The organism is Actinacidiphila glaucinigra (assembly GCF_900188405.1).
GTDB lineage: Bacteria > Actinomycetota > Actinomycetes > Streptomycetales > Streptomycetaceae > Actinacidiphila > Actinacidiphila glaucinigra.
Genome location: NZ_FZOF01000021.1, coordinates 51,491 through 75,781, shown reverse-complemented (window position 1 = coordinate 75,781; position 24,291 = coordinate 51,491). Strand labels below are relative to the sequence as shown.

Genomic DNA, 24,291 nt, shown 5'->3' with positions numbered 1-24,291 from the left:
GGACGGACAACAGCGGGCTGGGGCATGGCGGGTGGCCCTTCTCGTGGGCTATTCGGGCTGGTCGACGCCGTGCAGCAGCGTCGCGGTGCCGTACCCGGTGACATCCATGGAGCCGATGCCGATCACGGGCAGGAACCGGGTGGCGTAGCTGGTGTCGACGACGACGGTGAGCCGAGTGCGGTCCGGTGAGACCGTCACGGTCCCGTGGACACCGGCCTGGCGCAGGTAGTCCATGGCGGCGGCCTGCGCGGCTGCGGGGTCGACGCGGATCGCGGCGCCGGTGACAGCAGCGGCGGGATCGAGGGCCTGCCCGCCGGCGCGGGCGGCTTCCAGGGCGAGGGCGTCGGCGCGTTCGGTAGCGCGGAGCTTTCCGCCGCCGTCCAGGACCAGCCCGGCGATCGCGAGTAGCACCACCGTGCAGATCGCGACGGAAACCGCGACACCGCCGCGGTCGCCCCGCCCCGCTGAACGGGGCGCGGCTCGCGTCATGCGTCCTGCCTGGCGCGGAAGGCGTCAACGACGCTGGTGAAGCTGCTGGTCAGCGTCGTGGTTCCGGGAGTTCCCGGGAGTAGAAGGTCCGACAGGTCCACGGTGCAGCGGACGGTGACGGTGACGTATCCGACCTGGCCGACTGGGACGGCGAGTCCTGAGGTGTCGACGTCCACGTCGGTGCTGGAGCAGCGGACGCCTTGGTCTTCCAGCGAGCGGGTGACGGCGTCGGCGGCGGCCGACTCGGCGCCGAGCTGGGTGCGTTCCAACGAGGCGGCGCGGGCCGCGGCCTCGGCAGCCGCATCGGCCTTCCCACCGGAGACGGCGAGGCGTCCCGCGGCGATGGCCAGGCACAGGAACGCGATCAGCAACGGAGTGACGATCGCGGCCTGGACCGACTCACTTCCCCGGTCGCCCCGCAGCCGTAGTCGGCGCGTCATGCGCGTCATGGCGTAGTCCAGCGTTCGCGCGGGCCGGTGGCGGACGCATCGATGTGCAAGCCTCCGATACTGGGCAGCAGCGACGGGGCGGTCCCGGTCACCGTGACCCGCACAGACTCTGTTCCGCTGCCTGCCGTGCTGACGGCCGAGGCCCGGAGGCTGTCACCAGCGATCCGCCCCAGGACCTCACGTGCTCGGGCAGCGCCGTCAGCATCGGTGGCCTGGTAGGTGCGGGAGGCGGTGACGCCCTCGCGTGCGGCCGCCAGGGCGATGTTGCGGGCGTGAAACCACATCCCGGCCTGCACCACGGCCAGGGTGAGCAGGATGACGAACGGGAACACGATCGCCATCTGAATCGACGCCTCGCCCCGGTCACCACGACGCCCGGCCGCGGCCGCCACTCGACGGGTGACGCGTACCGCGCTGCTATTCGTCCCGGTTGCCCTGGCCATCGGCGCTCAGATCCCGTTGAGCAGGCCGTTGTACTTGCTGACGATGACGCCGATGGTGCCGGCGATCGCGAGTGCGCCGCCGACGGCGGCTACCCAGATGATGACGGTGGTGATGGAGATGTCACCGCGGTCGCTGCCACGGGCACGGCCCTGCTCGAGGCGGCCGCGCACCCACATGACAGCGGCGGACGCGGCGCGGGTGAGGTGGTTCATCGTCGGGCGCTCCTTCGGCATGGCGTCAGGTCGTGAGAATGCGGATGACCGCGGGAAAGGCGATGAGAAGCATGACCAGCACCGCCAGCAGCGCGCCGGGGGCGGTCATCTTCTCGCTGTTGGCATTGGCTTCGGCGGCCTGTGCGGCGAGCAGTTCGGTGCGCAGGTTTCGTGCGCGCGCCCGCAGAGTGGCGTAGACGGCGGCGCCGTCGTCGGTGGACTGCCGCATGATCGCCGCGAGGTCTTCCAACGCCGGCAGGTCCAGTTCGGCGGTCAGCCGGGTCAGGCTTTCCCAGTGCGGGACCTTGTCCACCCGGGACTGCATCAGGGCCTGCTGGATCCGTACAAACGCCCACCCGCCTGCGACTTGCGCCGCCTGCTCCAACGCTTGTTCGGCGGAGACGTTCCCGGCCCGGCGCAGCGCCACCAGGTCCAGGTAGGCGGCCATGGCGTGCGCGAACTCCTCACGGGCACGTCGGGCTTGGTCGCGCAGGGCGAGATCGGGGGCGAACCACAGCATTGCCGCGAACAGCACGCCGACCACGGCAGGCAGGTAGAAGGGGAGGCCGAGGAGGAGCAGCGGGATCCCGGCGAGTGGCGGCACCAGTAGCCCAGCGGCGGCGAGCGCGGTTTTGATGAGCAGGAACCTGCCCAGGGACGTGCCCACCAGGGCGAGATCTCTGCGAGGAATCCTGACGCCTGGGACCGAGCCGAGATGGTCGACCAGCCACGCCCCCCACCGCTCATCGCGGTCCGCGCTGTCCAGCTCGGGGGCTGGGGCTGTCGGGTGATTGAGACGCTGCAGCGCCGGGCCCAACGCAGGTGCCGGACGCAGAAGTTCCTTGGCCAGCAGCGCCATCCCGGCGCCGACCGTGGCGCCGGCCAGCAGCGCACCTACCGGAATCACCGCGCCCCCTTTCCGGTCGGCCTGGGCAGACCATGCGCGGTCTCAGGTTCGCCGGGACGCGCGATCGCGGTCGTGAGTGTGGGCGCAGTGACCCGGCTCCGCGGGTCGGCGATCAGGAACCGCGGCACGGGGTGATGGTCGGCGAGTTGCCGCATCCATACCAGCACCGCCACGAAGGCGGCAGCGAGCAGTGCCAGGACCAGCTGGCCGAGCAGGTAGCCGTAGGGGGCGGTGTAGCCGGGGATGAGGAACCCGAAAGCGACGACACCGAGGGTGATCAGAGTCATCCATCGCACCGTGGTGCGGGGCTTGGCCCGGTCCGCCTCGATCTGCCGCCGCTTGGCGACCTCCTCGTGTACCGACGCCGCCAGGTCGTCCAAGGCCTGCGCCAGCCCCGGTCCGCGATCGGCCGCTGACAGCACCAAGGCGGCGATGACCTTGTCCGCGGTCACATCGTCCAGGGCGTCACCGAAGTCGCGCAGCGCTTCAGTCGGCCGCCAGCCGACGGCGAGTCGGTCGACCAGGTCGCCGACCTCGCGCGCGATCGGCTCGGGCACCCCCTTCCCGGACAGCGCGAGGGCCTCGTCCAGGCCCCGGCCGAGCCGCAGCACGTTCGACAGCCGCTGCGTCCAGTCCCCGAGCGCCTCCAGCCGGGATATCCGCGCACTCGCGCCCTTGGTCGGTGCCAACAGCCACGGCACTCCGGGTACCGCCAGCAGCACCAGCACGCCGGCCACGAACACCCCCGTCACCGCCCACACCACCGCGCCTGAAACCGCACCGATCGCGAGCCGGGTCCTGCGCTGCTCCAGCGCCCGGTGCGCGGCGCCCGCAGCACTCGCTGCCCGCAGCCGGGACCACAGCGGCGGGCGCTTGGGGGCTTCGGTGCCGGTCACGCCGATGACGATGCCGACCAGCCCGGCGACCAAGGCAGCGCCGGTGATGCCCCACAACAGCAGTCCGGTGCCGTTCAAGAGGCCTCCCGGATGAGCAGCTGCAGCTGGCCCGGCCAGGTACCGGCCGACTCGTCCAGGAGCTCCGGGGCGAAGCCAGCCCGCCGCAGGTCAGCAATGCAGCGCGGGTGCATCAGCGGCATCGCTCTCGGCTCGTCCCACTCCGGGCGCGGCCCGAAGATGAGGTTCGTGTCGGGCCGGCCGCCCTCGCCGATCCCGGTGACCTCCAGAACGTGGGAGACGAACCGGTGCCGGTGCCCGCCGATGCGGGTCTCATCGATGGACGCGACGAACACGATGAAGTCCAACCCGTTCGCGGCCTGCCGGTATGCCAGCGCCTCGCTCATGTTTGCCTGCGCCAGGAGGTAGAGCTCGGCGATCCGGTCGAACACCACGCCCGGGTGGATCGCATGCAAGGTCGACAGGTTGCCGCCCTGTCCGTTGGTCATGGCCTGCAGCATCGCCACGATCTCCGGGCCGCGGACCTCACCGACCACGATCCGCGCCAGCGACATCCGCAACGCCCGGTACATCAGGTCCATCAGCGTGATCTCACCAGCGGCCCGGCCGTCGACCCGCTCGCCGTTGGACTCCCGCGCCTCCATCGGCACGACCTGCTGGTGGTAGCCGTTCTCGTGCGCGAACAGCTCGTACTCCGTCTCCAGCGTGGCGAACCGCTCGGCCGGGTCGATCTCCCGCAGCAGGGCGCGCAGCAGGGTGGTCTTCCCGGCGGCCTGCCCGCCCACGACCATGACGTTCTTCTCCGCCCGCACGCACGCGGACAGAAAGGCCTGCAGCGTGGTGTCGAGCATGCCCCGGGCGACCAGGTCGTCCAGGGAGGCGTGGCGCATGGAATGCCGGCGGATCGTCACATACGTCCCCGGCGTGACGTCGATGACCGCCTGCAGCCGCGACCCGTCCGCGAGCCGCAGCGCGAGGAACGGATCCGCGGTCGACAGACTCCGTTCCGACTGCCCGGTGGTACGGCGCGCCAGGTCACGTAGGAGCTCGCGGAGCTCTTCGTCGGAGTCCGCGACCGGCGCGACCTGGGCGCGGCGGCCGTCGGTGAAGTCCAGCACCACAGTGCGGTAGCCGTTGATGAAGATGTTCTCCACCGCCGGGTTGTCCAGATGGGCCTGGAGCCGGCCGGCGCGGAACTGCAGATCGAACACGGCCTGGGCGATGGCCGCGTCCTCGGTCGGGCTGGTGGCCTGCCCGCGGCGAACGGCCTCGGCGTCCGACCAGATTGCGACCTGCTCGTTGATCAGCGCACGGCCCTGCTGCTCCTGCGCGGCCGCGCTCATCCCCGGCCTCGCCCGCAGCAGCTCACCGAGCCGCTCACCGACCTCCTTCTTGATCAGCCGCACCGCCGCGTAGTCGACCACACCTGGCGGCCGCGGCACGGGACCCCGCGATGCAGCAGCCCGCAGCGGCAGAACCGCGGCAGCGTCACCCGACGGGGGACCGGGCTGAGGGTGCAGGGGATCAGCGCGCACCGGTCACCGCCCTTGCCTCGAGGGAACCCCGCGCCGGAACGGACAGACGGGCCCGGCGAGTAGCCACCAACTGCCGGATCCGCGTGGTCGCCGACCGGGCCGCGCGTATCAGCTCCGACACCTCGAACTTCCGCGGCTGCTCCGCGCCGTCGGACAGCACCGCGGCCTCGCCCGGCCGCCACGGCAGGGTGGCGACAACTTCAGCACCCAGTTGCCGCTGGACCTCGCCAGCGGGGAAGGGCCCGGCGTCGACCAGCAGCAGCCGTACCTCCGACGTGGTGCCGAGCTGCTCCCGCAGCGCGGCGAGACGGACTTCGGCGCTCTGCAGTCCGCGCAGGGTGTTCCGGGCGACCAGCAGCATCACGTCGGCGCGCTGCGCGAGGACCTGCGACGGGCCGAACGCGCCACGCCGGCCGAGGTCGACCAGCACGTCATGGGCGTGGGCTTCGATCCCGGCGAACATCGCCGACAGCGGCTTCCACACCGGACCCATCGACGACGCGTGCGCCGGGTCATACAGGCCCGGGAGAACCAGCCGGTCGCGGGTGCCAGCGTCGGTGACGTCTACCAGCTGCCGCCAGAACGCCTCACCAAGCTGACCCTGACGCGCCGCGAGCGCGAGGTTCCGCAGCCCATGCGTGCCACCGAGAGTCCCTTGCAATGCTCCGGGCAGGATCGCCCCGCCGTCCGGGTCGCACTCCGCCAGCACCACCCGATGCCCGCCCTCCAGCGGCCAGGTCAGCAGCAGCGCCATTGCCGTGGTCGTCACACCCGGCGCGCCGAGGCCTCCGGCCAGCGCGATGACCGCCATCACGAACCGTCCCGTGCGACCACGACCAGGGCGACGTTCCCAGTGGCGACCTGCGCCGCCAGCGCAGGCCCCTCGGCGGCGGGCACGGCAACGTCGACCACCAACGCTCCCGCGGCGGCCGCGGGCCGACCGACCGCGACGACCTTCGCTGACAACGCCACCGGCCCCACCCCGTTCTCTGCCGTGGAGCCGTCGCCGTTGGTCGCGGTCCGGGACGGCGCGCCGTTGGAGTCGGGGGTGGACACGATCAGCACCTTCTCCCCGGGCACCAGAGGCGTCGCCGGAAGCTGGGACGGCTTCACACTCACCCCGACCAGCTGCTCACCGGGCCCGAGCAGGGACTGGTCGGTGACCTGGGACGGCGCGAGCAGAGAGCCCGCCTTCAAATCGGTCGCGGCGCGCTGCCCAACCAGCCCGCCAGCTCGGGAAGCCTTCACGGACCGCACGGCCGAGTCCAGGGCGATCGACGCCGTAGCGAGGTCGGCCTCGGTGATGCGGGAGCCGACCGGCACATCGCGCGCGACGACGATCACCGGAGTGCGGTGACCGGAACGGGAGTACAGCACCGCCCCGGACAGGCCGCCAGCGGCGATCAGCGCGACCGACAGGGCGATCAAGCCGGGGCGGCGCCGGCGCTGCCGGACCATCCGCGGCGCAGCGACCGGCCCGGCCTGCGGCCCCGCTGAGGCTGTCGGCGCGGCCGCGGAGGCCGGGGAGACGGATCGGGCGGTGCTGCTCATAAGGAGTGCCTCCTGTGTGGGGACGTCAGCTGGTCACTGGCCGAGGACCTGAACTTCGCCGACGCGCAGCTGGACCTGGGAAGAGCCTGTCGTGGTGAGGTCGCCGCGTTGTCCGCCGCCGCCCCAGTGCACGTCCCAGGTGGCGGTCGCGGTCACCCAGAACACGTCGCCCTCACCCCCGTTGGACGTGGTGGCGTAGCGGTAGCCGCAGCTGGGGGAGTCCTTCGCGCCTTCCGACTCCTTGTACGGGGTGCCGGCGCCGCAGGTGACGGTGTGGCCGTCGCCCATGTCCCACACGATCTGCGACACGTGCGCCGTCGCCGTCACCGTGATGCCGCCCGCGGTCACCGACTCCACGGCCGGGCCCCAGGTGCGGGGGCTGGTGCGGTTCCACAGCCACACCGGCATCCCGACCACACCCGTCTTGCCGGGCTCCGGCACGACCCCGATGTCCGGGCCGTCGATCGGCAGCCGCTTCACGGCCTCGGCGGCGAGCTGAGCCGGATCGACACTGCCGTCCATGCCCGGCGGCGGCGCGGCACGCCACTGCACCGGCGGCCCCTCATCGGGGCAGTACGCGTCGTACACGGCGCCGTCACCGGGCTTGTGGCCCTGCCAGGCCGGGTCCCCAGTCGGCGGCTGCGGCTCCATGACCTTGAAGTAGCAGTTCGGGCTCCACCACCCCAGATCCTTCAGGTAGCAGGGCACCTCGACGTCCTGCAGCGTGTCCACGCACCGCCGGGAGGAAGGTCCGCTGCCGGTGCCCTGGTTGCTGGGCGTGGTGCCGCCTGACTTGCCGGGCACGGTCACCCCGACCTGGCAGGACCCCCGCGACGGGCATACGACCCCGGTGTCCGCGACAGCAGGGCTCATTGCCGCGACCAGAAGACCGCTCGTGACGGCGAGGGCCGCCAGCGGCCGCCTCAGCACGACTGCTCCCGGTCGGCCGTGCTATCGGTGACCACCCACCGGGTCCCGATCGTTCGGAGCGTGGAGTTCACCACGTAGCGCTTGGCCTGGTTCGGTGCGGCGACGCTCTTGCCGGTCGCCTTCTTTACCGGCGTCCAGTTCGTGTCGTCCCAGCACACCGTCAGTGCGGCGCGGTGCGGGGTCACCGACAGGTCCACGGTGGTCTTGGTGACGGAGAAGGTGGGCTTCCCCTTCGTGACGACGTTGTTGGCCCGGTTGATCAGCAGCGTCCTTTTGTCGTCGGTGAGGACCTGCCCGGAGGCGTAGTGCTCGATGTCCGTGCCCTCGAACGTGGCCTTCGCGAAGCCGGCGGTCTCCGCGTCGACCAAGCCCTGAAAGGCGGCCTCGACCTTGTCTTTGGCGACCGGAGTCGGATCCGTCGACACGGCGGCAGCCTTCGACGGCGCAGCCTTGGCGCTGCCCGATGCGGCGGCCAGCTTGGCGGAGTCCTGGTCACCACCACAGGCAGCAAGGGCGAGAACGCCCGCGAACACGGCGGCCGCCACTGCTGCTCCCTGACGGGCCTGGCGGTTCTGACGGCGGCGTTGGTCGGTGGTGCTCGGCACGGGACGGCCTCCCCCTGGCATCGGCTGCGTAACCGCAGCAACGCCCGCCGCTGACGCGCGCTCACCGGGACGGTGCTCCCGGGACAGCAGCGCATCATGCGGCGGGTGCCGCGGTGCGACATACGACGCACCGTACGGCTCCAACTCACCGCCTCCAATAGAGATCATGAGCGCACTGACACATCTCATCCGCCTTTGTCCTTGTATGCGGGGCGGTGAATTTTCACGGCACGTCACCACTGATTCCGGTGAGTGAAATCGAGGCCCGGTCACGGCCTCTCGCCGGTCCGACAGGGGCACTTGCCGGCCTGGCCGTCCTCACCGGTGACCCAGCTGCAGTCACAGCTCCCGCAGTACGTCGCCGGCCCGGCAGGCCGCGGGAGGTCCGCGACGCCCGCCTTCACCCACGCTTGGGCTACGTTATGACCTGCGCCGAGTGATCACGACCAGCCTGCTATACCCAGCGGCACCGACCTCGGCAGCACGGTAAACGCCCACTGGTCCGCCACCCAGTCCTGGGGCGTTGTCGGCGCCGACCAGTTCACGTGAAGCGGGGCCTGCGATGGCGTGCGGGAAACAGTTCGCCACCGTCGATCCGGGCCGACCCGAGTCGGGGACCGTCTGGGTAGAGCGCGTCCACTGCGCAGAGACCGAGAGCGTTCCAACGGATGACCACGGTGGTGGTCGGCTGGCACACGTCTTGGGTGGCACGCGAACGAGCACGATCGGGTCGTTGGGGTGGCGCGGCGAGGTTCAGTTCAGGAGTGGGACACCCCTGGCTTACTGGTCCTGCTGGCGTCGCTGCGGTTGTGGAGCGCTGGATGGACTGCGCATGTGGGCTGTCCTGCCATCGGCGCTCTGCCGGGTCCTCGTTGCGCGAGGACCCGGGAGTAGGCGCTGTCAGGGGAGCGGGTAGCGAGCTGGCTGGTGTTCGGGGGTAGTGGGGCCCGTCACCTGCAGGTTGTCCACCGGGTTACCCAGTCGGAGCTAGTTCGGCGCGGCCGAAGAGCAAGGCGTACCCGCTGGGCAGCTGTGCGAGGACGCTGCTGATGAGGTCGTCCCCGGTCAGGCGCCGGAGTACCGCGAAGACGATCCCGGCGTCCCAGCGTGCGGTGGCTGGTGTTCCGCCGGTGCGGGCGGCCAGGTCGCTGACAAAATCGAATCCGGTAAGCGGTTCGGTGCGCGGAACCTGGGCGGTGAGCTCAAGTGCGGCCTCGAGGGGAAGCCGGGCGGCGAGGGCGACGCGTTCATCGCCGATCAATTGCCGGCCCAGGCCTGCCATCACATGGCGAACGGCTTGCTCTGCCCGGTCGTGGGTTGGGTAGGCGCCGTCGTAGCGGACTTGTTCAACCATCGCCTCGAACGTCATCGCCGAGACGGGGGCGGCCGCTTGGCGCTGCGCGTACATCGGTGTGCCTTTCTCTGTTTGTGATGCTGTGGGGCGGGAGCGGCGTGCCCCGCCCCTCGGCGGTGAAGGTCAGGCCGGCTCAAGGTGGCCGAACAGCAGGTCGTAGCCGGGCGGCAACTGGAGTAGGAGTCGTCGCAGCAGGTCTGGTCCGGCCTCGTCGGCAGCCACGCTAAGGACGGCGCCGACGTCCCACCTGGCGGTCTGTTCGCTGGCGCCTTCGATCCATGCGGCGGTGGCCCGCACGAACCGTTCGGCGTCCAGTGGCTCGACGGCCTGGAGTGGGTTGAGCAAGATGAGTGCGTAGGTCTCCGGCAGGCGGGCGGCGAGTTCGGCACGCTCTTTGCCGACCACATGGGCGCCGAGCAGTCCAAGTACGACGCGGGCCGCCCGGTCCGCCTCCTGCGGAGTGGAGTATTCACCGCGTTCCTGGACCTGTGCCAGGAACACCTCCGGTCGCATGGCCACGATTCCCCCTTGCGGTGATGCGGAGGACGGACCCGAGGAGCGTGCGTACGGTGACCGTCCTCCGCTGGCTGCTTGCCGGGATCAAGCGCGGCTGGGGGTCAGCCGCTGATCTGCCTGCGGTCTCCGGTGGACGTGATCGCGATCTTGCGGGGCTTGGCCCGCTCCGCGATTGGGATGCGCAGGGTCAGGACACCCGCGTCGTAGTCGGCCTCGATGTGCTCGGCGTCCAGGGTGTCGGCGAGCACGAGCTGCCTGGAGAAGACACCGAGGGGCCGTTCGGACAGCTCCATCTGCACGTCGTCGGCCTTGGCGACCGGGCGGCGTTCGGCCTTGACCGTGAGCATGTTGCGTTCGACGTCGATGTCGATCGCGTCCGGGGTCACGCCGGGCATGTCGAGGGCGATCACGTAACGGTCGCCCTCACGGTAGGCGTCCATCGGCATCGCCTGGGGCCTCGACCAGGTGCCAGACGTTCCCAGGAGCTGCTGGGTCAGACGGTCCAGCTCACGGAAGGGGTCGGTGCGCATCAACATCGTGAAACACCTCCAAGGGTTCGGGCAGTGACTGCCAATGCGCTTCACCTACATCCGTTGTAGCATGTCATCCAGATGATGACAAACCCTGTGTCGTCAAACGGATGACGAAAGGCGGCCCTGATGGACGCTACGGCGCGCCCCGCGCTGAGGGATGCCGATGACGACGGCCCCGTACCGCTCATGGCCGCAGCCACCGCTCTCGGTGCCATCGACCGCGCCTTGCGCGAGGCCCGTGCCGCCGACGCGGGGCCGGCACCTGCCGGCGACACCGGGCAGGCTCTCGCTTCGCTGATGCTCCTGCGGGAGGTGCGCGAGCAGCTCGCCAGCTGGGAGAGAGGGCTGATCGAAACCGCCCGAGCCGCCGGCGCGAGCTGGGCCGACCTGGCCGGTCCGCTCGGGGTTGCCAGTCGTCAGGCCGCCGAACGCCGCTACCTACGTCTCCAGCCGGGAGCGGCGGGCTGCACGGGAGAGGAGCGCGTGAAAGCGACCCGGGACCGCCGCGCGGCCGACCGCCTCGTCACTGCCTGGGCGCGCGACAACGCCGCTGACCTGCGCCGCCTGGCCGCTCACGTCACCGAGCTGACCGACCTACCTCCCGGAGCCCGATCAGCCATCGCCGACATCGACGCAGCCCTCGCCCGCGACGACGCGGCGCGCCTGATGGTCCCCCTCGAAGCCACCCGCGCCCACCTCCTGCCCGGCCATCCAGAGGTTGCCGCGCGCGTCGACGCGCTCACTCAGCGCGCTGAGCAGCTGCGCCAGGAAAGCGACGACCAGCGACGCGGGGACTGACACGTGGAGGCTGGCTGTGTCCCTGGCCAGGAGTAACGGCGCCGGCCAGCCCTAGGCTGGCTGCGAGCCCGCAGCGTTGTGGGGGCCCGCTGGCCCAAGCCGACGGAACTCTGGAACAAGAGGCCGGGGCTTCGTATCAGGTTCGCGCGACGTCGTCTGACGTTGTGTAGGCGCGAAGATTTTCGACCGCGGCATACAGCGCGTCACGCAATGGTGCTACGTCGCGGGCGATCTGCGCGAGCAGGCTGCCTCCCTGGTAGGCGGCGATCAGCATGTGTGCGAGTTGCGCGGGATCCGCCGACGCGTCGAGTCGTCCGGCATCTTGCATCCGCTCGAGTCCCGCTCGGAAGATGTCTTGCCATTCGGCGAAGACCCGGGTGAGGTCGTCGCGGACATCCAGATCGGTTTTGACGATCTCGCTCGCGAGGGATCCAAGGCTGCAGCCGTTCTCGAACGGGCGCCCGGAGACGACGTAGAAGTCCGCCCACTCCTGGTACGCCTCGATCGTTTCGAAGCCGGCGAACCGTTCGCTTCGGTGGAAGCCGAGCACGCTCTCGGCCTGCCAGTCGATGACGGCGCGCACCAGGCTCTCCTTGTTCGGGAAGTAGTGGCTCAGCTGCGAGCCGCTGATCCCCGCTGATCTTCGCACCAGCTCGTTGTTCGTCGCGTGGACCCCCCGCGTGTAGATCAAGTCCGCGGCGTGCTCGAGGATGCGACCTCGCGTCGCCAGCCCCTTGCCGGTGCGCCCGCGAAGATCACGCGATCCATCGTTCATCTGCATGTCACCACCCTACCCCGCAGATTGGGCTTAGCAGCCCAACATGAACACTGATTGGGCTTGACAGCCCATTCCGCGTCGGGTTGACTCTGAGTGGGCTGAGCAGCCCAGAACTGATACCGCCCGGAGGACCACCACCATGTCTCGTCTCACCACGCCCGAGCTCACCGACATCGACGCCAAGACGCAGGGCACGCTCGACACCATCGCCAAGCAGTTCGGCTTCGCTCCGGGCATGTTCACCACGCTCGCCGGCAACCCGGCCGTCCTGGAGATCGTGATGAGCCTGCAGGGCAGCATCGCGAAGCTCCTCGACGCGAAGACCCGCCACACGATCGCGCTGGCCACGTCCCACTCCAACAACTGCGCCTACTGCTCGGCGCTGCACGGATACATCTCCACGAACCTCGCAGGCATGTCCACCGAGGAGATCGAGCTGGCCCGCACCGGCGGATCCACCGATCCCAAGCGTGCCGCAGTCGCTCGCTTCTCCCAGCAGGTGATCGAGACCCGCGGTCAGGTGGGCGACGAGGACATCGCCGCGGTCCGCGAGGCCGGGTACACGGACCCCGAGATCCAGGCGATCGTCACCGTCGTGGTCGTCACATTGCTCACGAACTACCTCAACAACGTCAACGACACCGCCGTCGACATCCCCGGTGCGGGCGCGTAACCAGCAACCTCACGACACGTCGACTGGCACAGAGGTCGCCATGACAGCGACGTTTCGCCCCGTACTGACGTGACTCCCACACCCGTAATCCGCCTCCTGAACCGATCTCTCCGACAAGGAAACGAAAGCCAGCCATGGAGCTCGACACTCTGATCACCAAGCACCTCACCCGTTACTTCGACCCGAACAAGAAGATCCCGGAGGAGACCATTCAGCTCCTGCTGCGCTACCTGCGCAGCTCGCCGACGACGGTCAACATCCAGCCGAACCACTTCCATGTGCTGGAGTCGCAGGCCGGCAAGGACAAGCTTGCGGACGCTCTCGTCGGCCGCTTCGCGGACAACGCGGAGAAGGTGCGAAACGCGTCGCACGCGATCGTGTTCACGACCCGCAAGACGATTCCCGACAAGCACCTGCAGGAGATCTTCGCGAAGGAGCGCGCGGACGGTCGCTTCGCGGACCCGGAGATCCAGAAGGGATGGGAGGCTGGAGCGTCCAACTTCGTGGAGATCCAGTCGGAGAACTATGGCGGCGACGTACTCCACTGGCTGGAGAAGAACACCTACCTCGTGGTCGGCGCGACCATGATGGCCGCCGCTTCTCTCGGAGTCGACGCCACCCCGCTGGAAGGCTTCGACCGCGCGACGATCGACGAAGCGTTCGACCTCACCGACACCGACTTCACCACGACGCTGCTCGTCATGCTCGGCTACCCGGACGAGACACGCGTCTCTCGCCAGCCAGTCTCCCGCTTCGACGCCGAGAAGATCTTCACCCACATGTGACGAACCAAGCGGGTGCGCGATCGGCGCGCCTGCCCCTTACCGCCCGACGCAGTCGGAGGAAGCGCGGTATGACCGACGGGGCAAGCCCCGCTCCCTGCGCCAACGCTGTCTTGGCCCGCGACTGCGAGCGCTGCCGCGGATGGGGAACCATCGACACCGACCTCGGCCGCCACTCTGCCCGCACTGCCAGCCCTCGGGTGAGCAGCAGCCCGCGACTTCACCACCGCACACCACCGCCCGGCCCCCGGGCGGAGCCCGCTACACCTCGCCAGGCAGGTAGGCGCGCCATCTGCAGCGGGGACGTGTCGGGTGACACCCCTTGTAAGAGCCGAAGGGGCTGCTGCCGCGATCATCGCGGCAGCAGCCCCTTCGCTCTTGTCGGCTACCAGTCCAGGTCGCCGAAGCCCCAGGTGCTGTTCACCGGCGGCCCACGTGGTGTCGCTCATGGCCGTCCCCCTCTCTTTTGTGGGGGAAGGCCTGCCGGGTCGCCGGGGTCGCGGGCAGAACGACGGTGATCGGCAGATGCCGGGCGGTGGCGATCGCGTCGGCGAGCTGCCAAACCTGCTCTGGATCGACATCGGCTGCACGGATCAGGATCCACGGCAACGGCTCCACCGCGCCCTCGCCGTGCTGATACACCTCCACCAACAGTGCGGCCGGCACACCTCCTGCGGTGGCACGTGAACCAGCACGATCGGTTCGTTGGTGCGGCGCGGCGCGGCGCGGTGTGGTGCGGTCAGGAGGTGAGCGCCGCCCCGTACCACTCAGGCCCGCAGTTCCGACGTTCGGTCATTGTGCCGTTGGCTCCTCCGTGAAATGCGGACACCATGAGCGATCGCCCAACCGTTCCAGAACCGGGGCGGCTCGCCCGGACACGACCGGAGGGCGGTCCGCCATCCCTGCAACAAGTGGCTGGTCCGTCGCTCTAGGGTGGTGCGGGTGAGTCATGATGATGAGGGGCAGGCGACCTTGGACGAGGCTGTAGCGGATGCTGGCCTCGCCGCGTGGGAGTTCGACGACGCTCGGTCGTGGTTGGAGGAAGCGCTGCAGCGTCCGATGGAGCCGCTTGCGGCCGAGGTGTGGGTCACCGACCCCCGCTTGGAGTACGTGCTGTTGGTCAAGCACCGTGTGCGTGGCTGGGTGCCGCCCGGCGGCAAGGTGGAGCCGGGCGAGGGGCCGCGTGCGGCGGCGGCCCGAGAACTGTTTGAGGAGACCAGCCTGCAGGCCGAGTTGCTTGATCAGCCCGCGGCCGTGGCGGTCCGCTCCTATCGGGCCGACTGGTCCCCGACGCTGGGCCTGTCCTACGCCGCGATTGTCGGACGCGATGTGCCGCTCCGCGGCGAGCAGGGCCAGCAGGCCGCGTGGTTTCGCCTGGACGCTGAGTGGGACAGTGTTTTTCCCGACGACCGCGGACGGATCCGCGCTCACGTCAATCGCCTGGCGGCCGGCCGCGCTGCGGGGGTCACTGAGTGATACCCCTGCTGCTCAGAGGTCGTTAAGTCCGTTTCTGGTAGCGGCCGCGTCCGGGCTGGGTGAGGAAGCCTTGGCGGGTGAGGCGTCCGAGACGGCTGCGGGTGATGTTGACGGATGCCTCGTCGGTGGGCATGCCGAGGAGTTCGTGCAGCTCACGGGCTCGGAACTCTTGGTCGGGGTGCTGGTTGAAGGCGTTCACGATGGCCTGGTAGGCGGTGTTCGTCTCGGGCGGTGCGGGTTGGCCTCCAGCCGGTGCGAGTTCGGCGATGACCTTCCGGGTGGTGGCCAGGTCCGCGAGTCGCGCTTCGATCTCGGCCAGGGCGGTAGTCAAGTGCTTGATCTGTTCGCGCAGTTCAACGGCCCGAGCGGTGGTCTCGTCGTGCTGGGCCTGAAGGTCGGCCAGGAGCTCGATGACGTTCACGCGGCCAGCCCGAGGGCGTCGCGCCAGGCCGGACTCGGTGTGGTGAGGCGGCGGACCATATTCGCGATCGAGGCCCAGTAGACGCGCGAGGTGGAGGTGTCGGGTCGGTGGTCGTACTCACGGGCGAGGCGCCGGTGCAGCATCAACGTGCCGTTGACCTGCTCCACGATCCACCGCTTGGGCTGCGGGACGAAGCCTTTGCCCTGGTCAGCCGGGTTGCGGCGGACGACCTCGACGTCGATGTCCAGCAGGGCACCGTGGATGAGAACCTCGTCCTTGAAGCCCTGGTCCACCAGAGCCTTCTCCAGGCGCATCCCGCACCGCTCGGCCGCCTGGTCGAGCAGAGCGGTGCCGGCGGCGTTGTCGTGGGCGGACGCGGCGAGCACGACGACGCCGATGATCAGCCCCAGAACGTCGACGGCCAGTCCCCGCTTGCGGCCCGACATCCTCCTGTGGCGTCCAGTCCCGTCGTGGTCTTCGGGACACCGGCGGCCGCGCGCACGGACTGGGTGTCGATGATCACGAGGGACGGGTCCTCTAATCGGCGGGCTCTCTCCCTCACCTGGCAACGCAGGAGTTCCTGGACCCGCTGGTCGAGCCCGTCCTGACGCCACAGCGTGAAGTAGTAGAACACCGCCGACCAGGTCGGCAGGTCGTGGGGCAGATAGCGCCACTGGCAGCCGGTCCGGTTCTGGTAGAAGATCGCGTTCACGACCTCCCGCAGGTCGCAGGACCCGGGATCCCCGGTCGCCGACCGCGCTACCCGGCCCTGCTTCCAGGCTGTGATCATCGGCTCGATCAACGCCCACTGCTCATCCGATAAGTCGCTCGGATACGGTCTTCGCTCCATGCCCACATCTCAGCATGGGCATGACGAACAGTCGGCCCGGACGAGGATCAGTACCACGATCGAGCGATCGCGAACCAGGGAAATCGGACTTAACGACCTCTCACAAGACCACGTCGATCCGGCCGAGGTCGGCTGGGGGCAGGGTGAGGTTAGCGCCAGCGGCCTGTAGTGGTCACCACATTCCTTCGCGATGGGGAGGTCGCGCCGGTAGACCAGCTCGTTGAGGTGGTCGAGATAGGAGGACAGCACCGGGTCCATGGGGATGTCGGGCTGTGCTGGCCGACGAGGATCGCTGCGTGGCCAGCGTCGTTCAGGCCTGGTACAGGCCCTTGGCGACTCGCAGCACCATCGGCCTTGTCTATGGCAATGGAATGCAGTCACGCTGGCGGGAGTTCTTGCGACCTTGTGGTGAGTGCACTGGGGGCTTCCTATGGGGCCAGGCTGCGGTGGATGACGTTGCTGCTGGAGGTCAGGGCACGGGAAACTAGCGCGTGGTCTGGCTGGTTGAGGTTTCGTGTGTTGAGACCGCATCGTTGGATCAGGGCGTGGCAGGAGTCGATCTGGGGGCTTGTAGCCGCGGTGGTGAAGAGTGGGTCTGAGGTGATTTCCCGGGCGGCGTAGCCGTCGAGGGCGTGCATGGTGCGTCGGTATAGATCTTCGGCCAGGCGTCGGGCGTGGGGGTTTTCGGCGTTTTCGATGAGGTCCAGGATGGTCAGGCCGTGACGGATGTCGAAGACGGTCATGCCGTGGCCTGAGGGGCCGTCTTCGGTGTAGGAGTTCGCCAAATCTTCCAGGTCTGCCTCTTTGGCTTTGCCGTCCGTGCGCTTACGTAGGACGTTCAGACAGAGAGTGATCTGCTGTTCCCAGGGTTCGCCGGGGGCTGTTTCGACGATGAGCCTGGCGGCCTGTGCGGTGTCCCGCTGGGTGAGAGCGGCGATCACCGCTACCTGTCGGCCGTCGAGCATGCGGCTACCGACACCGCGGTGTGCCTGGACGTGGGTGAGGGCTTCGTCCCAGCGGCCTGTGGCGGTGAGGGCGCGGGTGCCGTCGGCGAGCAGGACGCGCCACAGCCAGGCGCGGACTTCGTTGTGGTCTTCTTCTGTCCTGGTGAGTTGGGCTGGCACCGTGATGGTGCCGAAGTCGCAGGCAGTGCCGGAGCAGACGGCGTTGTAGAGGGAGAGCAGGTGCGTGTGACCGTCATTGGCGCGGCCGGCGCGGATGTGGAGGCGGGCAAGGTTGACGATCGGCTCGAGCGCGCGGATCGCGCTCATGCCGGGCAGGGGGCAGGCATGGAGGTAGGCGGCGGCGTGCTGGTGACACCACCTGTTGGCCAGGTCCGGGAGATCGAGGTCGGAGGCGAGGAGTGCGGCTTGATTGAAGACAGCCGAAGCACTGCCCTGGTCAACCCGGTCTGCCGCGGAGCGGGCGAGTTCGACGAGCGACTGGATGCGTTCGGGCAGCGGAAGGCAGGCGGGGCGGAAACGTGCGATCAATGGGATGCGCTGGGCTATGGCGCCGCGCGGATCCAGGTCCATGGGCGTCCCTTGAATCGGGGAGTGGGGCAGGGTGCCCGCCGACCGCAGGGTCGGCAGGCACCCGGGGAAGGCTCAATGCCAGGCGACGGCGATGCGGTTTAGCGGAGTAGCAAGTGTGAAGTGGCCGGAGCATGGTGGGTCAGCGGGTGCATCGAGGGGCTGGATCTCGAAGGTGGCTTGCCGGTCGCGATAGAGGCGGTCCCAGGTGCGGATGGCTTCGGCGACGATGGCGGCGAGGTCCTCGCTTCCGGGGCCGTGCCCGATGACTCCGAACTCCCACAGCTTGCCGCCGTCCGGGGTGGTCTGCTGCGACAGGCGCCGGGCGAGATAGGTGAGGGCTCCCTCCTCGACGGCCGCGGTGGAGGACGGGTAGGGGTCGCTGGTGAGGAGGGTGCCCTTTGCGGATGGAGGGAACAGCATCCGGAACAGACCGGAGGGCACGGAGCAGGACACGAATAGTTCCATCCACTCGGGGCTCTCCATGGCCCGGAACAACACTCCGGTCCAGGTCTGTGTGGTGCGTGGCTGGGCAAGGACACCGGCCAGTGCTGCGATGTCGACCTCGTGTCCTGCCGGGGCCTGGAGCCGCACGGTGCCGTCTTCGGCGAGGGGGACGGTCTGGCGGTCGTCGTCGGCGATGCCCTTGCGTAGCGGCATGAAGGTGTTCATCGCGCTGTCGACGGAGATCCACCGCCCTTCGTGGTGTTCGTAGGCGATGGAGCGTGAGACGCTGCCCGTCAGCCGCTGCGGGGTCAGAAGCCGGCCGCCGCGTGCGAGCTGCTGCGTCCAGGCGTGGGGTACGCCGTGGGCGCCGACGGTCGCGATGATCCGGTCGTACGGGGCGCCGGAAGCGTGACCGACAGCGCCGTCGCGGGTGAGGGCTTCGACGTTGCTGTAGCCGGCCGCAGCCAGGTGCGCCCGGGCGCCTTGGACGAGGTCTTCGTCGACGTCGATGGTGGTGACGTGCCCGTGCTCGCCCACGAGATGGGCCAGCAACGCGGCGTTGTAGCCGGTCCCTGCGCCGAGCTCGAGGATGTTCTGGCCGGGTTGGACGTCGAGTTGGTCCAGCATCAGGGCGACGACTTCGGGCTGGGAGGCGCAGGAGATCGAGGTGCCGTCGGTGTCGTACTTGATGTGTACCGGCGTGTTGGCGTAGGCGTCTTCGAGTGGGGCGTCGGGTACGAACAGATGGCGGGGAACGTTCCGCAGGGCGGCTGCGACGGCTGGGGTGCGGGCGTGGCCGTCGGCTTGGAGCTGGTCGACCAGTGCGTTGCGGAGCTGTTCGGCGTCGGCTGCTGGCGTGGTGGTGGCGTCGGTGGTCACCGTGTCGACGCTACTGGCGGTGGGTGTGGGCTTGTTGGTTGACGCGGTGTTGTCACTGGATCCCATGATGGCCTCTCGTGCGATGTGGGACAGGGCGCTTTGGTCGTCCAGGGGGAGACCGGCGCGGTTGGCGTGGAAGATCACGTGGTGGGCGATGACGGCACGTAGGCCTCGCGTGAGTTGACCGCAACGACCGAGGTCGGCGAGGGTGGCCCCGGCTTCTTCGAAGGCGTCCACCCATGTGCTGTGTCCGTCGAGCGGTCGGCCGGGCCGGCACAGGCGATGGGGCTCGGTGGTCATCAAGGCGCGCATCGCCGATGTCAGTGCGGTCGCGCGCTCAGGGGCCAGGGTGGGGGCGGTGGGTCGCAGAGCGGCGACCTTGGCCCACACGTCTCCTTGCTCGTACCAGTCCAGTCCTGCCGCGCGCATCATGGAACTGGCCAGCAGTGCAGCGGTCTCCCGGCGGCCGAGGAGTGCTGGCCTGTGGTGTTGGGCGAGAAGGTGGCGGCTGTCGTGGTGGAAGAGCTGGTGGGCGGTGGCCATGGCGTGTGGGCCGCCGAACGCGTCGGTTTCGGGTTCGTAGATGGCTGGGTGCCACGCAAGTGCCGTGCCGTCGTGGACGAGGCTGGTGAGCAGGGTCTCGATCAGTTCGGAGGGCTGCGCGGCACGGTAGCGCAGTGGCCAGGGCTGTTTGTTCATGAACCACCAGCCGGTGAGCTGGTCGGCTTCTTGGGCCAGCTCCAGGGTCGGGCCGATGCGCTCGGCAATGACTTGCTGGGCGGTTCTGCGGTGAGGGAAGACGACGTTGTGCTGGTGCCAGAGGGTGGGGGACACAGGATTCCTTTACGCGGTCGGCAGGGCTAGCCCAGGAGCAGGCAGGCGTCCCAGGCAGTTCGGGGTGACGAGCCGGTGGTGGGGGCGAGAAGGGCCAAGGCGATGCCGGCGGCACCATCGAGGAATCCCGCCCCGGCACGGTGGTTGTGCAGCAGTGCTTGTGCTGCTGGTGTGGGGTGGGCCTGCGGCGAGTGGACTACGTCCAGGAGCGTGGGCAGGACCGCGAGCAGTTGCGGGCGCGTCGATGCATGGGCGTCTTGGAGGGCACGGGCCGCAATGTGTGCCAGGCCCGCGACGCCGTGACACATGCCCGGGTCCGTCGTGTGCCGAAGCTGCGACGGTTCGTGCAGGGCCACTGACAGGGCATGTTCGGCTACGACTTGGCGGGCGGTGTCGCCGAGCGTGAGCGCGGCAAGCTGCTGCGCGCGGGCAATACCTGCGGTGCCGTAGCACCACGACAGTCGCTGTGACCCGGTGTGGGGGAGCTCGCCGGTGCGCATGTCTTCCTGGGTGACCCAGTACGGCCAGGATGGGCCGCTGCCGGTGTTGTGTTGCCATTGGTCCAGCCATGCCAGGATCGTGCGTAGCGCATGGTGGTGGCCTTCTACGAGGTGGCCGCGCCGGGCGGCGAGGGCGAGCAGGGCGAGGACGCCGCCGACTCCGTGTGCCATGCCGTTGTTGGCGTGCCCGCCGGGGAACCGTTCGTCCAGCCGGCCGGATGGTCCAAGGGGAGTCCACCAGCCGGGAAGGCTCGCTCCGTCGTGAGTGATCGGTTCGGTCAGGTGCACGCAGTACTCCAGGATGGCGCGCAGGGCGTCCTCGCTGCCTGGTCGGCGCAGGAGGTAGGCGCCGTAGCCGGCCAGGCCCCGGATCGCGTCGAACTCGGCGAGGGCCGGAAGGTCCCCTGCGTCGAGGCGGCGACGCGCGGTGTCCAAGCGGCGGGCTACATCCATGCGCATCTGCTGATCCAGCGCGTCAAGGGCGCTCGCGTAGGCATTCGGCAGGTGCTCAGCAGCACAGGCGAGGGCGTGGGCAAGGGCGGGCGCACCGTAGAAGGGGTGGCTGTCCGGCCCGCTGGTCAGGGGAGTGCTGGCGGCCGCAGTAAGCCAGGTGTGGGCGTGCTGCCACGGGCCTCGTCCTGCTGCGGCGCGTTCGATGTGCAGCAAAGCGATGCCGGGGAGACCGTGGGCGAGGGACTGCCGGTGCGATGTCACGGCCGGCTTGTCCAGCGGCGCTGTTGCAGGGTCGGTGAGTTCGGTGGCAACGGCGTCGGCCAGGGCGAGTGCGGGATGCTCGGTCATCGGGCACTCCTGCTGGTGCGGGCAGTGAAGGCCAGCGCTGCGGCGCGCGCGAGGTAGAGACAGATCTCCTCTTCAGGGAAGTTGACTGCCACGTGTCGCACGAAGTGGACGTGCAGCAGGGATGTCAGGACGTCGTCGACGTCGATGCCCTGGGTGTCGGGGCCGGGCAGGTGCGGCCGGTAGGCCGCCAACGCGGCGTCCCTGTCGGCCCACGCCGCAAGGATGGCGGCTCCGCCGGGTATTTCACGCAGGGCTGCCCAGCTGCCGGACGGGTCAGCCAAGTGCACTGCGTCGATGAAATGCTCGCGAGGCACGGGTCCGGGCGCAGTGGGAGGGACATGGCCGATCAGCCAGCGCATACCGGCCTGGGTACTGCCTAGGAACGCGGAAGCGATCGCGACGAAGTGTGCGGCCACCAGTGCCCGCTGGTGCGGGCGCGGATACTGGCGGAGTTGGGCCAGGACAGCCCGCGAATCCGCACGGAACACCTCCTCGGCCGCTTCCCAAGCCGGTCCGGAGCCCCAGCGGCCCAATTCACGGTAGGAGGTGGGGAACCGTAAGTCGGACAGCAATCCAGCCTCGCGCAGTTCATCTGCCCAGGCGCTCACCGTGCGAGCGGTCTTCGCGAAGGCGCCTGGGCCGGGCAGGGCGATCCGCAGGCGCAGGTGCTGATCGGGGTCACGGAAGCGAACGAACCACCACGCTGGGTCCCCGAGCCGCGCAAGCAGCGCAGGCACATGGTTGGCTAGTACGGCGTCCTGGCGGCGGATGTCCCCATACAGGGAGATGAGCAGCAGCGACGAGCCGGCGGGGGCCTGTACCTGGGCGGGAGAAGCCGCGCGGGCCCAGGTCGGGGCGGGCAGAGCCGGCCAGGCCGGCGGACGGGTCGCCTTGACCGGGACCACAATCTCGTGGGCGCGACCTTCGCACCAGCCATACGCTTCAGGGCCGGGCGCTTCGACGAGAACCGCCGGACGGGCACCGTCCAGATGGTGCCGCAGCAGTGTCCGGTAGCCCGCTTGGTCAAGATCAAGGAACAGGCGCTGGTCGCCCTCGGCGAGGAACACCCGCTGCGGGAGGCGCCGCCGCACCCGCCACTGCGCGAACTGGTCGTCCCATTCGGCTCGACAACGCCCGCGGCCAGGCAGCTCGGATGGCTCCAGCCGCCAGCGGGCCGGAGCCAGCACCGTCCGGCCGTACCGCACCCGAGGCAGGAACGGCATCGCCGCCGCAGCGCCCCAGTCGAACAGCGTGACCTGAGCGCACTGGGCGCGGGGCAACTCCGCCAACAACCGTGCCAGAGGTGGGGTGTGGCGCACCAAATTGAGCGCGTGCAGGCCCACCGGCTCGATGCGCTGCCCCCGTCCGGGGGCAGCGACATACATCCGGCGGCCATCGCAGCCCACCGCCAAGTCCGCAGGAGTCAGCACCTCGGGGCCAGGTACACGGTGCTCCTGCAAACTGATCACCGTCGACAGGACCTTCGGAGCCCTGGCGACGTGTGCGGTCTGCGGTAGCAGCGGGGGAAAGGAGACTTGCGCCGGCACCGTTTTGCTGTCACCGGCCGGAAGGTCAGCCAACTCGGCATACAAAGCTGCCCGCTCGCCCGGACGCAGGATGTCCAGGAACCGGCCGATGGAAACGCCGGCGCCACGGGACACGCTGGCAACCTCCAGCCGGAACCGGCCGCGCCGAAGATCGGCGACACCGGTGGCGTGCACACGCACGCCGATCTCCAGATGCGGCGGGACCCGGACCTCCTCGGGCCCCACGTCCAGCGCTGCCACCAGCTCGTCGGTAAGGACCACCTCCTCGAGCCCATCGAGCACAGCCGACTGCGCCAACCGCACCAAGACCTCGTCCCGGGCGGAAAGACGCGGCCGCCGTTCGCCGGACGAAGCGCCGGGATAGCCGTCGGGAAACCCGATGCCGCTGTCCGCCACGACGTCCTGCAACGGCACCATCGTGCCGATGCCGTACCGCTCGTAGAACCGCATGTGATACGCACTCCACTGCGCCGTACCGAATGGGTGCGCGCTCACACGCGTCAGCACCCAGGCGGTGCGTTCGACTTCGCGAGCGATCGATGCCGGCAAACCGATCTGTGCGTCGAAGGCCAGATCCACCGCCAACGGATGGGACGCCTGTCCCGGAGCTATCGAGCACATGGCAGCAGTCACCGCCTCCCGGCCAGGACGGGTGGCGCACTCCCGCAGGCCCCCAGCGACGGCCTGCAGCCGGGAAACGAGCGGGGCACTGGAGGGGAGGCTGTCGGCGCCCAGGGCGTCGAGCTGTTCGAGCAAGTACCCGAGGGCATCGGTGTGCGTGCTGGGTGCGTGCAGGCTCGTGATCAGGACACGACGGTGGACCAGTTCACTGATCATGCGCCGGACCTTCGCGTTCCCGGTGGAGGGGAATGCAGTGGCAAGCTTGTCGGCGAGTTCGCCGACAGTGATGGGTGCGCGGGCAGCGGACAGCACCAGGTGCAGTGGTTCGGTCAAGGACACAGAGGCTTCGACGGCACGCGTGGCGTCGCCGTTTCCCGCAGCTTCCGACAGGAACGGCACCACCAGCCTGTCTCCGCGGATGGTGGCGGTGTTGTTGACCACGACGGGCACGCGTTCCAGCAGCTCGGAACACGCCTCCAAGCGCTCGATCACATTGCTTATCCATCCGGCCCCGGCCCGAGCGGTAACTGCCGGCTCAGCGCCCCATGTCACGTGAGGGTCGGATCCGAGGTCGGCGGTGGTTACGCCGGCGAACAACCCGAATGGAGTCGCCCTGTGCTCGGCCCGCAGCAGGTAGCGGCTCACCGACAGCACCACGCGCCGCACCTCTTTGAAAACTGGTGCACTCGCGGCAAGGAGCGCATCGACTCGCGCGGCAAGGACCGGGCTTGCATGCTGCAGCGCTTCGGCGATGTCGGGATCCGAGCAGACCGTCCGCAACCAGGTCAAGGAGGCCGAGGTGCCTGGGGAGGAGCGTTCGTCGAGATCGGGAAGCGGCGGATACCGACGGGCTGGGTAGGCCACCGCACGCACCAGTGCAGTCGTTCCAGCCCGGAACGCTGAAGGGGAAGAA

Annotated in this window: 25 protein-coding genes and 1 pseudogene; 4 read left to right on the top strand and 22 right to left on the bottom strand. The window is 69.2% G+C overall.

Annotation, left to right across the window (positions count from 1 at the left end; genetic code table 11):
* Positions 1-48: 48 nt before the first annotated feature.
* From CHF15_RS30885 to CHF15_RS30815, 14 genes are all read right to left on the bottom strand, one after another.
* Entirely contained in the window at positions 49-489 is a 441-nt protein-coding gene (locus tag CHF15_RS30885) for a TadE/TadG family type IV pilus assembly protein (RefSeq protein WP_089227193.1), read from the bottom strand.
* Complete coding sequence (locus CHF15_RS30880) at positions 486-938, bottom strand: TadE/TadG family type IV pilus assembly protein (RefSeq protein WP_089227192.1); 453 nt, start codon at positions 936-938, stop codon at positions 486-488. The genes CHF15_RS30885 and CHF15_RS30880 overlap by 4 nt, the downstream gene beginning before the upstream one ends.
* Complete coding sequence (locus tag CHF15_RS30875; RefSeq protein ID WP_265737415.1) at positions 935-1,330, bottom strand: TadE family protein; 396 nt, start codon at positions 1,328-1,330, stop codon at positions 935-937. The genes CHF15_RS30880 and CHF15_RS30875 overlap by 4 nt, the downstream gene beginning before the upstream one ends.
* A 57-nt stretch (positions 1,331-1,387) precedes the next feature.
* Positions 1,388-1,594, bottom strand: coding sequence for a hypothetical protein (locus CHF15_RS30870; protein ID WP_089227190.1), 207 nt, complete (start codon positions 1,592-1,594; stop codon positions 1,388-1,390).
* Between the two features lie 25 nt (positions 1,595-1,619).
* Positions 1,620-2,501, bottom strand: coding sequence for a hypothetical protein (locus tag CHF15_RS30865; protein WP_245939121.1), 882 nt, complete (start codon positions 2,499-2,501; stop codon positions 1,620-1,622).
* Positions 2,498-3,475, bottom strand: coding sequence for a type II secretion system F family protein (locus CHF15_RS30860; RefSeq protein ID WP_245939120.1), 978 nt, complete (start codon positions 3,473-3,475; stop codon positions 2,498-2,500). Before CHF15_RS30860 ends, CHF15_RS30865 begins: the two co-directional genes overlap by 4 nt.
* Positions 3,472-4,857 carry a CpaF family protein gene (locus CHF15_RS30855; RefSeq protein WP_245939119.1) on the bottom strand — a complete coding sequence of 462 codons (1,386 nt, stop codon included), beginning with the start codon at positions 4,855-4,857 and terminating at the stop codon, positions 3,472-3,474. The genes CHF15_RS30860 and CHF15_RS30855 overlap by 4 nt, the downstream gene beginning before the upstream one ends.
* An 82-nt stretch (positions 4,858-4,939) precedes the next feature.
* Entirely contained in the window at positions 4,940-5,761 is an 822-nt protein-coding gene (locus tag CHF15_RS30850) for a hypothetical protein (protein WP_089227263.1), read from the bottom strand.
* Positions 5,761-6,501: an SAF domain-containing protein gene (locus CHF15_RS30845; RefSeq protein ID WP_089227188.1), complete on the bottom strand. Its 741-nt coding sequence runs from the start codon at positions 6,499-6,501 to the stop codon at positions 5,761-5,763. Before CHF15_RS30845 ends, CHF15_RS30850 begins: the two co-directional genes overlap by 1 nt.
* A gap of 33 nt (positions 6,502-6,534) precedes the next feature.
* On the bottom strand, positions 6,535-7,431 hold the full coding sequence (locus CHF15_RS30840; RefSeq protein WP_143681672.1) for an ATP/GTP-binding protein: 897 nt from the start codon (positions 7,429-7,431) through the stop codon (positions 6,535-6,537).
* Positions 7,425-8,036: a hypothetical protein gene (locus CHF15_RS30835; protein WP_143681671.1), complete on the bottom strand. Its 612-nt coding sequence runs from the start codon at positions 8,034-8,036 to the stop codon at positions 7,425-7,427. Before CHF15_RS30835 ends, CHF15_RS30840 begins: the two co-directional genes overlap by 7 nt.
* A gap of 973 nt (positions 8,037-9,009) precedes the next feature.
* Positions 9,010-9,444, bottom strand: a complete 435-nt coding sequence (locus CHF15_RS30825) for a DUF2267 domain-containing protein (protein WP_089227185.1) — start codon at positions 9,442-9,444, stop codon at positions 9,010-9,012.
* 69 nt (positions 9,445-9,513) lie between these two features.
* Positions 9,514-9,903 (bottom strand): DUF2267 domain-containing protein, encoded by a 390-nt coding sequence (locus tag CHF15_RS30820; protein ID WP_179280054.1) that lies wholly within the window; start codon positions 9,901-9,903, stop codon positions 9,514-9,516.
* 104 nt (positions 9,904-10,007) lie between these two features.
* The gene (locus CHF15_RS30815; protein WP_089227183.1) at positions 10,008-10,442 is read right to left on the bottom strand and encodes an Hsp20/alpha crystallin family protein; all 435 of its coding nucleotides are present in this window, start codon (positions 10,440-10,442) and stop codon (positions 10,008-10,010) included.
* A 123-nt stretch (positions 10,443-10,565) separates the two neighbouring features.
* Between CHF15_RS30815 and CHF15_RS30810 the strand changes: the two genes are divergently transcribed.
* On the top strand, positions 10,566-11,237 hold the full coding sequence (locus CHF15_RS30810; RefSeq protein ID WP_179280042.1) for an HSP18 transcriptional regulator: 672 nt from the start codon (positions 10,566-10,568) through the stop codon (positions 11,235-11,237).
* 136 nt (positions 11,238-11,373) lie between these two features.
* Here CHF15_RS30810 and CHF15_RS30805 read toward each other — a convergent pair whose 3' ends face one another.
* A complete protein-coding gene (locus CHF15_RS30805) occupies positions 11,374-12,018 on the bottom strand; it encodes a TetR/AcrR family transcriptional regulator (RefSeq protein WP_089227182.1) in 645 nt (214 codons plus the stop codon).
* 136 nt (positions 12,019-12,154) lie between these two features.
* Here CHF15_RS30805 and CHF15_RS30800 point away from each other — a divergent pair, with 136 nt between their 5' ends.
* Positions 12,155-12,688, top strand: coding sequence for a carboxymuconolactone decarboxylase family protein (locus tag CHF15_RS30800; protein ID WP_089227181.1), 534 nt, complete (start codon positions 12,155-12,157; stop codon positions 12,686-12,688).
* A gap of 134 nt (positions 12,689-12,822) precedes the next feature.
* Positions 12,823-13,473 (top strand): nitroreductase family protein, encoded by a 651-nt coding sequence (locus CHF15_RS30795; protein ID WP_089227180.1) that lies wholly within the window; start codon positions 12,823-12,825, stop codon positions 13,471-13,473.
* Between the two features lie 417 nt (positions 13,474-13,890).
* Here the strand turns inward: CHF15_RS30795 and CHF15_RS30790 are convergent, their stop codons facing one another.
* Positions 13,891-14,136, bottom strand: a complete 246-nt coding sequence (locus CHF15_RS30790; RefSeq protein WP_089227179.1) for a hypothetical protein — start codon at positions 14,134-14,136, stop codon at positions 13,891-13,893.
* Between the two features lie 276 nt (positions 14,137-14,412).
* On the opposite strand from CHF15_RS30790, the gene CHF15_RS30785 reads away from it, so the two are divergent.
* Positions 14,413-14,946 carry an NUDIX hydrolase gene (locus tag CHF15_RS30785; protein ID WP_245939118.1) on the top strand — a complete coding sequence of 178 codons (534 nt, stop codon included), beginning with the start codon at positions 14,413-14,415 and terminating at the stop codon, positions 14,944-14,946.
* A gap of 22 nt (positions 14,947-14,968) precedes the next feature.
* Here the strand turns inward: CHF15_RS30785 and CHF15_RS30780 are convergent, their stop codons facing one another.
* From CHF15_RS30780 to CHF15_RS30755, 6 genes and pseudogenes are all read right to left on the bottom strand, one after another.
* Positions 14,969-15,367 carry a hypothetical protein gene (locus CHF15_RS30780; protein ID WP_179280041.1) on the bottom strand — a complete coding sequence of 133 codons (399 nt, stop codon included), beginning with the start codon at positions 15,365-15,367 and terminating at the stop codon, positions 14,969-14,971.
* Positions 15,364-16,217 (bottom strand): annotated as a pseudogene (locus CHF15_RS30775) (IS5 family transposase). The gene CHF15_RS30780 and the pseudogene CHF15_RS30775 overlap by 4 nt, the downstream one beginning before the upstream one ends.
* A 428-nt stretch (positions 16,218-16,645) precedes the next feature.
* Positions 16,646-17,746: a hypothetical protein gene (locus tag CHF15_RS30770; protein WP_179280053.1), complete on the bottom strand. Its 1,101-nt coding sequence runs from the start codon at positions 17,744-17,746 to the stop codon at positions 16,646-16,648.
* A gap of 78 nt (positions 17,747-17,824) precedes the next feature.
* A complete protein-coding gene (gene fxlM / locus CHF15_RS30765; protein WP_089227178.1) occupies positions 17,825-19,909 on the bottom strand; it encodes a methyltransferase, FxLD system in 2,085 nt (694 codons plus the stop codon).
* 26 nt (positions 19,910-19,935) lie between these two features.
* Positions 19,936-21,210, bottom strand: a complete 1,275-nt coding sequence (locus CHF15_RS30760) for a lanthionine synthetase C family protein (protein ID WP_089227177.1) — start codon at positions 21,208-21,210, stop codon at positions 19,936-19,938.
* A complete protein-coding gene (locus CHF15_RS30755; RefSeq protein WP_089227176.1) occupies positions 21,207-24,167 on the bottom strand; it encodes a lantibiotic dehydratase in 2,961 nt (986 codons plus the stop codon). The genes CHF15_RS30760 and CHF15_RS30755 overlap by 4 nt, the downstream gene beginning before the upstream one ends.
* Positions 24,168-24,291: the final 124 nt, after the last annotated feature.